The sequence below is a fragment of the Chitinophagales bacterium genome (assembly GCA_041392475.1).
In the GTDB taxonomy this organism is placed as follows: Bacteria; Bacteroidota; Bacteroidia; order Chitinophagales; family UBA2359; genus JAUHXA01.
Genome location: JAWKLZ010000003.1, coordinates 1,517,117 through 1,531,291 on the forward strand (window position 1 = coordinate 1,517,117; position 14,175 = coordinate 1,531,291).

Sequence of the window (14,175 nt, forward strand, 5' to 3'; positions counted from 1 at the left end):
TTTTGCTTGAGTATTATTTTTTTGAAATTTGAGTTTGAAGTTTACAATTCTTTCCTATGCAAGGTAGTTTCTTCAAAAATGGTTTTCAATACCTCTTCCTCCAATTTTGAAAACAACAAACCTCTTCGTTCATAAACCCTTTTTGCTGTTTCTATTGCTTTGTCAATTTTATGGGTAGTAAATCCTTCACTTCCTCCCCACGCAAAAGAGGGAATGAACTTTGAAGGAAAACCACTTCCAAATATATTGGATGCAACTCCGACTACTGTACCTGTATTGAACATTGTATTGATGCCACTTTTGGAGTGATCTCCCATCATTAAGCCACAAAACTGCTGGCCTGTTGGCATAAAATCACCTTGTGGATAGTTCCATATTTGCACCTCACTGTAATTGTTCTTCAAGTTAGACGTATTCGTATCAGCTCCCAAATTGCACCAAGCACCTAGAACCGAATTGCCTAAAAACCCATCATGACCCTTATTGGAGTATCCCCAAATCACAGAATTACTGACTTCTCCTCCTATTTTTGAGTAAGGACCAATCGTTGTAGCACCATATATTTTTGCTCCCATTTTCACCTGTCCATGTTCACAAAGTGCAAATGGTCCTCGAATCAAACTTCCTTCCATCACCGTAGCCTCTTTGCCAATGTAAATAGGCCCACCTTCAGCATTCAAAAAAGCACCTTGTATGCTTGCTCCTTCTTCAACAAATATATTGTTGCGATTGATAATCGTATTGGTAGCACTCAAATTCTCGCTCGTTCTATTGTAAGTAAGTACTTCAAAATCATGCTGAATAGCTTCTGCATTGTAGATGAAAATATCCCATAGGTTATTTATTTTTCTGTATGGGGCTTTCGGAGCTTGACTGGGAAAAGAACTGACCAACGGAACTTGTTCATTCGTACTTCTGTGTAAAATATGTGGATGAGATCGAATGCTTTTTGCTGCAATGATTATTTCTTCATCTATAATAATTTCATTTTCAGGGAGATTATTAATTTGTTCCAACAATTGTTTGTTGGGCAATACCGAAGAATTGATATAGACATTGGAGTTGTCTTTGTCCCAATTCATCGGAAACAGGGTCTGCAAATAAGGTGCTGTTAATATTGAAGTTGGTTGATTCAATGCTTGTTCCCATTTTTGGCGAATCGTCAATATTCCAATTCGCAGGTCCGCAATGGGTCGAGTATATGTGAGGGGAAGTAAGTCTCTGCGAGTAGTATCGTCAAATAAAATGTAATTACTCATGAGCAGTATCTTGCAGAAAAAAAAAGTTAGAGAATGTTATCTTATTATTAATACTTGATTATCTAACAACTAAATCTTTGCAGGAAAAAGTTGAAGCCATATACAAGCAAAAAAGCCCCGATATCGAATCGAGGCTTTTTTGATAAACTATTATTCTATCATACAAAAAAGTAATAATAATAGTCTATTCTGCCTTTTTCTTGTTGAATTTGGCATATTTCTTTTGGAATTTCTCAATTCTACCAGCCGTATCAATAAATTTCATTTGACCAGTGAAAAACGGATGTGAAGCACTGGATATTTCCAGTTTCACCAATGGGTATTCTTTGCCATCTTCCCAAACAATCGTATCTTTAGTTTCGGTTGTGGAACGTGACAAGAAAGAAAAGTCGCAAGAGAAGTCTTTGAAGACAACAAATCGATAGTTTTTAGGATGTATCTCTTTATTCATTGTTTTATTGCTTTTATTTTTCGAGCCGCAAATTTACAAAAAAAAATGGTTTTTGTAGCATCTGGGGAATTATTTTGAGAAAAAATACCTTATTGAGTCAGAGAGTTTAAATTAACAGAGGGATAAAGGTAATTATTTAAGGCAATAATATAATCCTTTAAAGTTTAAAGTTCAATGATAAAATAGTTTAGTGTCATCATCAAAATAAATTTTTACCATGAAAAAATGGAGAAGATTCAACGGCGAACCAATCTTGGAACTGAAAAAAACCGTTGAACAAACAATTATTAGAGAAAAAAAGGCTGGTAACAAGCTGAAAGTCTGCATTGGTTCCGACTCGCAAGTACGAGGTGGAACTGTTGAGTTTGCCACTGTTATTGTGTTCTTGCGAGAAAAAAGAGGAGGTTTTATGTTCATTCACAACGAAAATAAAACCCAAGATATGTCCTTGAAGGAAAGAATGTTGCTTGAGGTTGCCATGTCTATTGAAATTGCTTACAGCCTTTGTGACCTTTTAGATGCCTATGATGTTGATTTGGAGGTTCACGCCGACATCAATACCAATCCTCACTTTGAATCCAACGTAGCTTTGAAAGAAGCTATGGGTTATATCTTAGGGATGGGTTTTGCCTTCAAGGCCAAACCAGATGCTTTTGCCAGCTCTGTTTGTGCTGATAAAATGGTGTAAATAATTCAACTAACAATGCTTAGAATTACCTAACTGTTTTTGGAAACAGTTGGGTAGTTCTGGCATTTTTTAACCCAACTTGTTCAAAAATGTCGGAAACAAAATACTACTTAGCCCAAATCAACATTGCAGAAGCACTTGGCCCTTTAGATAGCGAAGTGATGTCGGGTTTTGTGAATGGTTTGGACCGCATTAACTCTTTGGCAGAAACAAGCGAGGGATTTGTTTGGCGGTTGAAGGATGATTCGGGCGATGCAACGGACATACAGGCTTTTGACAATCCGCTGATTATAGTAAATCTATCGCTTTGGGAAGATTTGGATAGTTTGAAAGCGTTCACCTTTCAATCCGCACATGTTGAGTTTTTGAGAAACCGTAGGGAGTGGTTCAAAAAAATGGACGAGCCTCCTTATGTGCTTTGGTGGATTCCTGAGGGAACTGTTCCGAGTGTTAAGAATGGTAAAAAGGCATTGAAGCATTTGGCAGAAAATGGGCCTACGGAAGCGGCTTTTGATTTTAAGAAGTGGTTTGATGCGCCAAAGTAGAGTAGTTCCTTCCTTCCAATTAAGCAAAACTTTGTAAACGGTCGGAGACCTTGACAAAAGATGAGCCTCTCTGTTTCAAATGTTTGCGAACCCGTTGGATGTCGTCAAGTTTTCACTATCCAATTTAAATAAACGAAAATTCACTGTCGTTTTAAAAACACGGCGACATTTGAGTGACACCTACTCCAATTCCTTCGGCAATACCAACAATCCATCCATCAATACCATATCTTATTTTTTATGGTTCTGTGACAATTTTTGTGGAAGCAATAAAGACTTCGGAAGTTTCATTTTATAAGAAGTTAATTTTTAGCGAAATAGTTTTTTGATTTTGTAAGCGGCAAACTTCCGAAGTCTCAAATCACAGATTTTGTCAAAGAACCTTTTTTATTAAGTTCCAGAAATTGTGGTCAATAAAGAAAACTCCCTCCTTCAAAAATCCATTTTTGTACTTTTGCCGTAAATCAATTTATGACTCAAGTATAATTTTAAGCTATTCCTTTTATGATGATATTTCGCTAAAAATTATTTCTATTCGTAGCCCATGAATTAATTCATGGGCTACGAATGTGGTTTCTAATCAAGCGGTTATTGTGCTTTTAAAAATAGTGTTTTGTCACCAAAAAGAGAATAAATATGATAAGAAATTTTGTTCCTTTTTTAGTATCTATTTATTTAAAAATCAAATTAGTAGGAAAAAGAGTTTTCTAAATTGGTATTCCTCGTTTCTCTCAAATGTCTCTCCAAAGACGGTTCCAAACCAGAAAGAGAAATACCTTTGACACAACAACACAAAATCAAATATAAAATTTTTATATGACCCCAAAGGCCAACACAGCCCTACTCTTTTTTTCTCGAACCGCCATAGACGAAGTGACGGTCAAAACTTTCAACAACCATGTTGGGAGAAAAGGGAATATGGTCATATCCCAATGCCTTATTCGACAGAGCATTGACACCCTTCAAAAAACCAATCTACCTCTCCTAAGTTCCTACAGTTCAGAGCAAATCGGTGATTCCTTTGGTGAACGCCTCGCCAATGCCATAGAATCCGTCTATGCCAAAGGCTATAATAAAGTAATTGTGATTGGCAACGATTGTCCCTTTATCAGTTCCGATTTACTATTGAAGGTCAGTCAAAAACTTGAAAACGAAAAACTGGTTTTGGGGCCAGCTACGGATGGAGGCGTATATTTGATAGGCATTGCCAAATGCGCCTACAACCGCCAAAAATTCACAGACCTATCTTGGCAAGAAAACAAGCTACAAAGCGATTGGCAAAATTACGCCAATTCCGTATCCATCAGCATCAATTGGCTCGAAAGATATTTTGACATTGACCAAGCTGCTGACTTCCAAAAACTAATGGATGCACTGCCCTTTCACAGCCCCCTGCGAAAGCGATTCACTAGCATCCTTGCATCTGTTTCAAATCCAGTGGCTTTTGAAGCAAATACATCCCACAAAACCGTACATACCTCCAGTCTCTCCCTCCGAGCACCTTAATCCATTACCACACAGCACATATTTCTCTTTTTCGCTCATGGATATTTTTAGTGGAGCGGTTAAATACTTTTGAAGTTTCCTTTTGAGAGTGTTCTGATTTTCAAACATCCCATATCTTTCAGAATAAACTTCAAAAGTTTCATCCCTCTAAAACCTTCGATGAATCCTCTTTTTTTGTCGTTCTGTGAGAATTCTGTTGGCAACGTCAACCCATACAGTTTTTGGTCAGATACATCAAAAAAAGCTCAAAAGTTCTCCGATAAAAAATCGAAACAGTTCACAATCTCGTAAGTCGCTTTATTCAATTTTTTCAAAAATTTCGCCCTACCATACATAGTGCCTTCCCTTTGGGAGGTCTGGGGAGGGTAGAATGGTTCAAAAAATACACACATGAAAAAAACCTACATAGTCATCCTCTGCTTGCTCTACACAAGCTCAATAACCGCACAAACCACCAGTATAAGCGGCAGCGTCAAAGACATCAAAAACAGTGAAGTCCTAACAGGCGCAAGCATCGTAGAAAAAGGTACAACCAACGGCACCACTGCCGACTCCAATGGACAATACACATTGCAGGTATCAGAAGGAGCAACCCTGGTTTTCAGCTTTGTCGGTTATACCACACAAGAACAAAAAATCAATGGACGCAGCGAAATCAATATTTCATTGGCTGCCGATGAAGCCCTATTAGGCGAAGTTATGGTAACAGCCCTCAATCTCAACCGAAGCTCCAGATCTTTAGGCTATACGGTACAGCAGCTTGATTCAAAGGAAGTTTCGGAAGTCAAATCCCCCAACTTTGTAGACAACCTTGCAGGGCGAGTTGCAGGAATTTCGGTCACACAAGGCGCAACAGGCGTAGGCTCAACCTCCAAAATCACTATTCGAGGAGAAGCCTCTTTCACCAACAACAACCCGCTCTTTGTCGTGGACGGCGTACTCATTAACAACAGCACCAACCTCAATTTCACCAATGCCGCAGCCGCAGGATTCCAAGAAGTCGACTTCGGAAATGGCGGCATGGAAATCAGTCAAGACGACATCGCATCTGTCAATGTCCTCAAAGGTCCAAGCGCAGCCGCACTCTACGGCACAAGGGCTGCAAATGGTGTGGTCATCGTCACCACCAAAGACGGCTCAAAAACCAAAGGCTTAGGCATCAGCTTCAATTCCACCACCTTTATAGACCGTCCCTTCCAATTGCCCGAATTTCAAAATCAATACGGTCAGGGCAATTCAGGGCAATTTGAATTTGTAGATGGTTTAGGAGCAGGGATTAACGACAACATCACCTACAGCTGGGGGCCCGCACTTAACCAAGGATTGTTGATCCCTCAGTTCGATAGCCCTGTCACTTTGCCCGATGGGAGAGTTGTCAGAGGGGGCGATGTGGCAGTACATGGTGGAGCAGAAATCACTCCTACAGCCTTCAATTCGCACCCCGACAACCTCAAAAATTTCTACGAAACAGGTACAACTAAAATCAACAACATCGCCCTTTCTTCTGCATCCGAAAAAGGAAATTACCGTCTCTCTTTCACCGATTTAAGAAGTGATTCTTATATTCCTGGCGTAAACTTAGACAGAAAAACCGCCGCAGGCAGATTCACATTCACAGCCAATCAACAGCTAAAAATCTCGACCTCCTTTAATTACATCAACTCCCAAAGCGACAACCGCCCCGCCAATGGTTACGGCTCCGAAAACACCAACTACTCCTTAGTCGCATGGGGGCCTCGCTCCCTCAACATCGAAAGCCTCAAAGACTATTGGCAACCCAATTTGGAAAATGTCCAACAATTTTCCTTCAATTATACCTTCTTCGACAATCCCTATTTCATCCTATTAGAAAACAAAAACTCCTTCAATCGAGACCGACTCTTTGGCAGCATTGCGGCAAGTTATCAATTCACCGAAGAGCTCAGCCTCAACCTAGCAAGTGGTATGGACTACTCCAACGAATTGCGAAAATACATACGCCACTTCAGCACCAACCGCTTCAAGCAAGGAGCATATGCCGAACAATCTGTATTTTTCAGGGAAATCAACAGCAATTTTCTCTTGAACTACCAAAAAGACCTAGGCAACTTCAAAGCAGACATTTCACTCGGCGGCAACCGCATGGATCAAACCGCTTCATCCAATCAAACTGAAGCTCTGTCCCTTGCCCAACCAGGTATCTTCAATTTCTCCAATGCCGCATCACCCCTCAATGTCTTCCAATTTGAAGCCCAAAAACGCATCAACAGTTTGTATGGTTTGGCAAAATTTGCCTTCAAAGACTTCCTCTACCTCGACATCACAGGACGAAACGACTGGTCAAGTGCCTTGGCTACGCGTACTTCAATAGCCAACACTTCTTTCTTTTACCCTTCAATATCTGCAAGTTATGTACTCTCTAATACAATGAATTTGCCAAATGTACTTTCCTTCGCCAAACTTCGGGCAAGCTGGGCGCAAGTCGGCAATGACACCGCACCTTATCAAACAGGCAGCGCATTTGTGGCAGGAACTACTTACAACTCACAACCGACCTTCACGACTCAAGACGTAATCGCCAATGCCAATTTGCAGCCCGAACAAACAACTGCCATTGAAGTGGGTGCAGACCTCCGATTCTTAGACGATAGACTTCGATTCGATTTCACCTACTACAATGCCCTCACCGAAAACCAAATCATTTCCTTTCCCGTACCCATTTCATCTGGCTACAATGAGCAAGTTGTCAATGGCGGTGCGGTTCGCTCCAAAGGTGTGGAAATATTGGCAGGTTTGAGTTTGGTGAGAGAAGCAGACTTCAAATGGGATGCTTTCTTCAATTTTAGCCAAAATGTTTCCACAGTTGAATCCTTACCAGAAGGTGCAGAAAAAATCACCTTGGCTTTTTCGAGCGTTTATGACAATGTAAATCAAACAGTTTGGTTTCAGGTCGAAGAAGGCGGCAAGATAGGTGATATGTACGGAACGGGCTATCAACGAAACGAAAATGGTGACTTCATCATTGATGCCAATGGTCGGTATATTGCAGACAATTCCCTTCAAAAGTTGGGCAATTACAACCCCGACTTCTCGCTGGGATTCAGCAATAATCTAAGCTACAAAAATTGGGATTTGGGCTTTTTATTGGACTGGCGACAGGGTGGAATATTGGTTTCCAGAACCTTATCGCTTGCAGCGGTGGGCGGTCAACTGATTGGAACTGCTGACCGACCAGAGGCGGGAATCGTTGCAGGTGGCGTGGTAAATGTAGGTGAAGGCGATAACGTGGTCTGGAGTCCAAATACAACCGCCGTTTCAGCCGAAACTTATTACCGTCAATTTTACGACCGCAACCACGAAGAAAACAATACTTATGATGCGTCTTATTTGAAGTTGCGTCAATTGTCCATCGGCTATCACTTCAATTTACCTCAAAACCGAACCTTGAATATCGCACTGATTGGTAGAAACTTGTATGCTTGGAGTGAAATTCCGCATTTTGACCCCGAACAATTGGCGGTTCAAGGGAATCAGTTTGTAAATGGTGTGGAAGATATGTCTTATCCTTCGAGCCGTAGTTTGGGGATAAAATTGGGGCTGGAATTTTGAGTCAATGTAACCGCCAAATTTACTTTGCTGGTTTGTATAGGGTTTTGAAGTCCACTAGGACTTGAATATCTGTAGAGAAAACCAAGAGATGGTTAGAGAACTCCAGCGGAGTTCAACCCAAGTTGAATAAGCAAATACTTCTGAGGTTCAACTCCGATGGAGTTGGTCATTACTCTTGAACTTCATTTCTACAAATAATTATACTCCTAAGGGATTAATTCATTGAAGTCAAAAAATAAAAACAACAAAAAAATGAAATATTTAATATACATCATCATCCTACTTTCTCTCCTTTCCTGCAACAAGGATTTTGAAGAAATTAACACCAATCCTAATGCCCCAAACGAGGTGCAATCTGGGCTATTGTTGCGGCAAGTGATTTACAATTATGGAGAAGAAATGTCCTATGAAGGCTTTGTAGCAGGTAATCTACTGGGGCAGTATTTCACAATGGTCGACTTCAATCTATTCGACCGCCATAACCTTTCTTCCCCACAATTGGGCGGTAATCCGTGGCCCATCATTTACAGCAATTTGCAGGACAATGAACTGATTTTGCAACAAGCAAGGAACAATCCAAGTCAAGCCGTTTTTGAAGGACCCGCTTTGATATTGAAGGCCTATATGACCGCTGCTTTGACCGATATTTATGGCGATGTGCCTTATTCCGAAGCCCTAAAAGGTTTGGACGGAATTGTGACTCCAACTTATGATTCACAGGAGACGATTTACACAGGCACGAACGGAATTTTGGAGAATTTGGACAAGGGAATTGCAGCGATTGCAGGCTATCAAGGTTCACTGCCTTTGGAAGGTGATATTTTGTTGGGAGGTGATTTGGCGGCTTGGGTTCGGTTTGCGAATTCTTTGAAGGTAAAATATTTGATGCGAATTTCTGGTAAAGCGGACGTTTCGACAACCCTGCAAAGCGTTTATGATTCACGCAATTACATTACCACGAATGAACAAAATGCGACCTTCGATTTTACAGATGGTCGCCCCAACAGTTTCAGAATGCAGCAGCTAAGGGATGGCGACTTTAATCTGTATATCCTCTCCGAAACGATGGAGCAGATTTTGAAGAGCCTAAATGACCCTCGAATCGAAGTGTTTTTTAGACCCATCGGCAACGATGATACGGGTACGCAATACGATGGTTTTTTGAATGGCTTTGACGCTTCTTCTACCTCCATTTCGATTTCGGATTATTCCTTGACGGGAACGATATTTCGAGAGCATACGGGTGATTTGGATGCCAATTTTATGACTGCTTGGGAGACGCATTTTTTGTGGGCGGAAGCTGCCGAAATGGGCTTGATTGTAGCCGATGCACAGGCGCATTACGAAATGGGTGTGAACTTGGCTTTTGACTATTGGCAAACTACAATGCCTGCTGATTATCTCACAGACGCAGCGGCTTACGGCGGCAATGGTGCGAACAAATTGGAGCAAATCATCACTCAAAAATGGATGGCGAATATTATCAATGGCTATGAAGGCTGGATTGAATACCGACGAACTGGGTTTCCTGTTTTGAAGCCGATTGCAGCGAGTCTTAACAATGATTTGATTCCTGTTCGGATGCCTTACCCAACGGATGAAGCGGCTTTGAATCAGGTAAATTACAATGCGGCTACTTCTGATAATCAGAATAGTGTAAATATTGGGGTTTGGTGGGATGTGGATTGAAAAATTCAAAATCAAAGTTCAAACGCAAATTCAATAATAGCATCAGTTTTACTGTAACCACCAAAAAATCAAACAATGACCATAGAACCAATAACCCTTCAATGGGCAACACTTATTGGATTCGGTGCGCTTTTTTTCTGGATTGCGCCTTACTCCAAAACGGTGGAGGAATTTTTTGCGGCTCGCTCGGATGAGGGGAAACAGCCTGGGATATTTATGTTGACGAGTAGTTTGGTGATTTCGTGGATTTTTGCGAAGTCGATTACCAATGCCGCCAATTTGGGACTGGAATTTGGCATTGTTGGAGGAGTGGCGTATGCAGTGTATTATTTTTCGTTTGTGGTGGGCGGTTTGGTGATTTACCAACTTCGGACGAAGGGTGGTTTTAAGAGCATCCACCATTTTTTGGAGAGTCGCTTTGGACGAGAGGCGGTGATGGTTTTTTCTTTGTTGATTGGATTCCGTTTGTTCAATGAGGTCTGGTCGAATACAATGGTGGTCGGAACTTATTTTGGGGTGGCTGGAAGTGGTGGCTATTATGCGGCAATCCTTGTGGTGACTGCTTTGACGCTTGCTTATACGATGAAGGGCGGCTTACGGAGTTCTTTGCTGACGGATGCGATTCAGATGGTGTTTTTTGGAGTCTTGTTGCTGCTATTGCTGGGCTTTATTTTGCCGCATGAGTCGAGTGGGGTGGGAGATTTTCTGGCTTCGGGAACATGGTCGATGGGTATGGGGGTGAATCTGTTTTTGGCTGCTTTGCTGCAAACGTTTAGTTACCCTTTTCACGATCCTGTATTGACGGATAGGGGTTTCATTAGTACGCCCAAGATGACTTTGAAGAGTTATTTGTTGGCAGCAGTGATTGGTTTTTTCTGCATTGTGCTGTTTAGTTTTGTGGGGATTTTTGCTCAGATGCAAGGGTTGAAAGGTCAGGCGGCTGTTGAAGTGGGGAAATTATTGGGAACGGCTGCAATGTTGGCGATGAATTTTATCATGATTACTTCGGCTGCTTCAACTTTGGATTCGACTTTTAGTTCTTTTTCTAAATTAATGGTGATGGATTTGGGGCAGAAAAAACTGAGAACGGTTTCGAGAGGGCGTTTGATGATGGTGGTTTTGGTGATTTTGGGAACTTTACCCGTGTTTATGAATCCCGAAATTTTATCGGCTACAACAGTCAGTGGTACAATGGTGATGGGGCTTGCGCCTGTGTTTTTGCTGTGGAATATGCGGGCTTCTAAGCTCTCGTTTCACTTCTCGATTGGTTTTGGTGTGTTGGTCGGGATTGTTTTGGCGATGGGGGCGTTTCCTGATGCTTTGGTGTTTTCGGAGGGGCGATATGCCGAATTGCTTTGGGCGAATGTGTGGGGATTGATGGGGTGTTTTGGTTTGTTTATAGGGTTCGCAGCCTATGTTAAGGAACGTTGATGCGTTGAAGTTTTTGATAAAAAAAGGGTTCTTTGAACATTTCACCATTCACCCAAAATAATCAAACACCACTGACCGGTAACTCCTTCCTATTGGAATCTCTTGTTTGTTGATTTCTATCATATTGCCCACAATTGCTTCCACTTTGGGTAGCGAAATGATATAGGATTTGTGGATTCGCATGAATTGATGAGGGGGCAAATTGCTTTCCATGTTTTTCATGGTCGAATGGGTGATAATTCGTTTTCCTGTGGACGTGTAAATACTCACATATTCCTTCAAACCTTCAATATACAGTATGTCTTCAAAGCGGACTTTCAGATTTTTGTAGTCCGCTTTCACCATCATGTAGTTTTTGATGGGTTCATTTGAAGTAATAGAATTATTTTGAATTGAAATATCTTTGTTTTGCAAAGTAAATAATGTTTTCGCTTTGTTTACTGCCTTCACAAAACGCTCAAAAGCAATAGGTTTCAATAAGTAATCCAAGACATTGAGTTCGTATCCTTCAATGGCATAGTCAGAATAGGCTGTGGTGAAAATCACCATCGGCGGATGAGGCAGGGTTTTGAGAAGTTCAAGGCCTGTTAAATCGGGCATTTGGATGTCCAAAAAAAGCAAATCAATGGTTTGGTTGCGAAGGACTTCCAATGCTTGAAGGGCATTGCTGCACTTGTCTATCAATTGAAGGGAAGGAATCTTGGAAATATAACTTTCCAACAATTGAAGGGCTAAATATTCATCATCTACGATAAGGCACTGCATAGTTTTATGAAAATATGGATTAAAATAAAATTTTGATACAAGCATAAAATTCGTTTTGCTCGACTCTTTTCTCTGCAACAAATTCATGCTTATTGGGGTACAATAACTGCAATCGTTTTTCGATGTTCTCCAAACCAATACCGCCTTGTTTGTCCTTCTTTTTGGGAGCGGTAGGTAGGCTGTTTCTAACCGTCAATTGAAGGGCTATCTTGTTGATTTCAAGCATACTATTGACCCATGCGGCCTCATTGTCGCCAATATCACCGTGTTTGAAACTATTTTCCAACAAAGGTACCAACAACATCGGTTCTATTAAAATGCCTTGGGTATTGCCGATTACTTCAAAAGAAATATTCTGCTCATTAGGCATTTTAAGGCGTTGTAAATCAATATAGTTTTCGAGATATTGTATTTCTTTTGTAATCATAACTTTAGATTGGTTGCTATCGTAGAGCATATACCGCATCAATTCTGATAACTTCATGATCATGGGCGTTGCTTTGGCCGATTGCATATAAGAAAGTGTGTAAATATTGTTCAGTGTATTGAACAAAAAATGAGGGTTGATTTGTGCCTTCAAAAACTTCAATTCTGCCTCCAATTGCTGGTTTTCCAATTGTTGTCGAAGTTGTATATTCTTATAATAAACGCTGGTGAATTTAAACAGACTACTGATGAGCAATACAACTACAAACGAAATTACTGTTATAGCATAGTGCATATTGGAAAATAAGGCAATGTCTTCGGGCATAGTAGGTACTAAGCGAACCAAAAAATACCCATCAATATAAGTTCTGATGATGCTCATAGTGAATACCAATGCAGACAAAATGGTAAAGTAAAGCACATATTTCCCTCGAAATAAATACTTAGGCAACAGGTAGTAAAAATTGAGATATACCAAACTTGCCATGCAAATAGCAGTGATAATATTCCTCACCAAAAGTGTTTGTATATCTGCAATCCCCATGTAAGCGAAGGTCAGCCATACGGTAATGATAATCCATACCAAGATGTTCAATCCAATTAGCGTGTATTTGTTATTCGTCATGTTTATCGACATCCATTTTTGTTGTGCAATCTAAAGGTTTTTAAAGAAATGGGCTAATTAATTCAACAACAAACCCATTGGTAGTGACCAACGGTTGCTTTTCTTCAATGTTCGGACTTTTACTTGATTTTTGCAGTTGGTTGAAGGTATCCTGTTCTTGGTCGAAAAGATTAGCAGGAGCTGCAATTGACCAATATATTTGCTACCGAACACAACAATGAACGTTGTGGACAACATTTTTTTAAACCTTAAACCTTTTTAATTATGCGTAATGTAAAAATCAAGTCATTATTCGTAGCTCTTATTTTGTTGTTGGGAATCAGCAGCCCTTCTATACAAGCACAACCTAAATTCAACAAAGGTGAGAAAGCCAAAGCCATTGCAGAAAAATTGGCGGAGCGGAAAAATGACATTCAAACCCAAGTTAGTTCCATTGACCCAGCCGAAGTAGAGGCACAAGTTGAAGCCAAATTTGAAGAAATCTTGGCAATGGTCGAAGAAGTGAGTGCCAATTTACACGCCAAAGCAGCCGATTATGTGGCCAACAATTGTGCGGATGTAACCCACAGTGAATCCACCAAAACGGTTTTGATTGACTTTGGCTCAACGCCTTGTGTGGGGTCAGATGGTAGAACAAGAAGTGGTAGTTTGTCAATTCAATACATTGGTAGTGAGCGAGAATCCAATCAACTAATAAATGTCACCTTCGATGATTATTTCTCCAATGGATATGGCGTGGATGGCAGTATTCAATACAAGTCTATTGGGCGAGACAGCGAAGGTCATCTCAATTTTGCAGTGACAGTCAACAGCGGCACGATTACCCAACCTGATGGCAAAACGGCTACCTTTGTAGCCCAACTTACAAAGGCTTGGGTGAATGGTGAGAATACCGAAAACCCGCTGGATGATGTATTTGAAACGACTGGTACTACTTCTGGGAAACTTTTTGATGGCACTACTTTTCAGACAACTACTACTATACCTTTGCGCTACAAATTGGCTTGTTTGAGTACGGGTTCAGTGTATGCGGTCAGCGGAATTCGTACAATGACTACGGGAGGTGGTGATACTTATATTGTCAATTATGGTGCTGGAATGTGCGATAAGAAAGTGACCGTGACGGTGAATGGCGTACCGCAGACGGTTACTTTACCTTAATTCTTTTAGAAAGCTAATACAATGCCCCTTTTTTCTGGATG

The 14,175-nt window shown here is 40.8% G+C and carries 11 protein-coding genes; 7 read left to right on the top strand and 4 right to left on the bottom strand.

The annotated features are described in order from the left end of the window. Positions 1–41: 41 nt before the first annotated feature. Together R3E32_28880 and R3E32_28885 are read right to left on the bottom strand one after the other, a co-directional pair. Entirely contained in the window at positions 42–1,259 is a 1,218-nt protein-coding gene (locus tag R3E32_28880) for a GlmU family protein (GenBank protein ID MEZ4888776.1), read from the bottom strand. A gap of 184 nt (positions 1,260–1,443) precedes the next feature. After that, a complete protein-coding gene (locus R3E32_28885; GenBank protein MEZ4888777.1) occupies positions 1,444–1,710 on the bottom strand; it encodes a type B 50S ribosomal protein L31 in 267 nt (88 codons plus the stop codon). Positions 1,711–1,927: 217 nt separating this feature from the next. Here R3E32_28885 and R3E32_28890 point away from each other — a divergent pair, with 217 nt between their 5' ends. From R3E32_28890 to R3E32_28915, 6 genes are all read left to right on the top strand, one after another. Then, positions 1,928–2,398, top strand: coding sequence for a ribonuclease H-like YkuK family protein (locus R3E32_28890; protein ID MEZ4888778.1), 471 nt, complete (start codon positions 1,928–1,930; stop codon positions 2,396–2,398). Between the two features lie 89 nt (positions 2,399–2,487). Continuing rightward, positions 2,488–2,943 carry a DUF3291 domain-containing protein gene (locus tag R3E32_28895; protein MEZ4888779.1) on the top strand — a complete coding sequence of 152 codons (456 nt, stop codon included), beginning with the start codon at positions 2,488–2,490 and terminating at the stop codon, positions 2,941–2,943. An 816-nt stretch (positions 2,944–3,759) separates the two neighbouring features. Then, positions 3,760–4,449: a DUF2064 domain-containing protein gene (locus R3E32_28900; GenBank protein MEZ4888780.1), complete on the top strand. Its 690-nt coding sequence runs from the start codon at positions 3,760–3,762 to the stop codon at positions 4,447–4,449. A 390-nt stretch (positions 4,450–4,839) separates the two neighbouring features. Next, positions 4,840–8,037: a SusC/RagA family TonB-linked outer membrane protein gene (locus tag R3E32_28905; GenBank protein ID MEZ4888781.1), complete on the top strand. Its 3,198-nt coding sequence runs from the start codon at positions 4,840–4,842 to the stop codon at positions 8,035–8,037. A 252-nt stretch (positions 8,038–8,289) separates the two neighbouring features. Further along, a complete protein-coding gene (locus R3E32_28910) occupies positions 8,290–9,726 on the top strand; it encodes a SusD/RagB family nutrient-binding outer membrane lipoprotein (GenBank protein ID MEZ4888782.1) in 1,437 nt (478 codons plus the stop codon). Between the two features lie 75 nt (positions 9,727–9,801). Beyond that, on the top strand, positions 9,802–11,157 hold the full coding sequence (locus R3E32_28915; protein MEZ4888783.1) for a hypothetical protein: 1,356 nt from the start codon (positions 9,802–9,804) through the stop codon (positions 11,155–11,157). A gap of 48 nt (positions 11,158–11,205) precedes the next feature. Here R3E32_28915 and R3E32_28920 read toward each other — a convergent pair whose 3' ends face one another. Further along, the gene (locus tag R3E32_28920) at positions 11,206–11,922 is read right to left on the bottom strand and encodes a LytTR family DNA-binding domain-containing protein (protein MEZ4888784.1); all 717 of its coding nucleotides are present in this window, start codon (positions 11,920–11,922) and stop codon (positions 11,206–11,208) included. A gap of 19 nt (positions 11,923–11,941) precedes the next feature. Beyond that, complete coding sequence (locus R3E32_28925; GenBank protein ID MEZ4888785.1) at positions 11,942–12,973, bottom strand: sensor histidine kinase; 1,032 nt, start codon at positions 12,971–12,973, stop codon at positions 11,942–11,944. A gap of 264 nt (positions 12,974–13,237) precedes the next feature. Here R3E32_28925 and R3E32_28930 point away from each other — a divergent pair, with 264 nt between their 5' ends. Beyond that, positions 13,238–14,134: a hypothetical protein gene (locus R3E32_28930; protein ID MEZ4888786.1), complete on the top strand. Its 897-nt coding sequence runs from the start codon at positions 13,238–13,240 to the stop codon at positions 14,132–14,134. Positions 14,135–14,175: the final 41 nt, after the last annotated feature.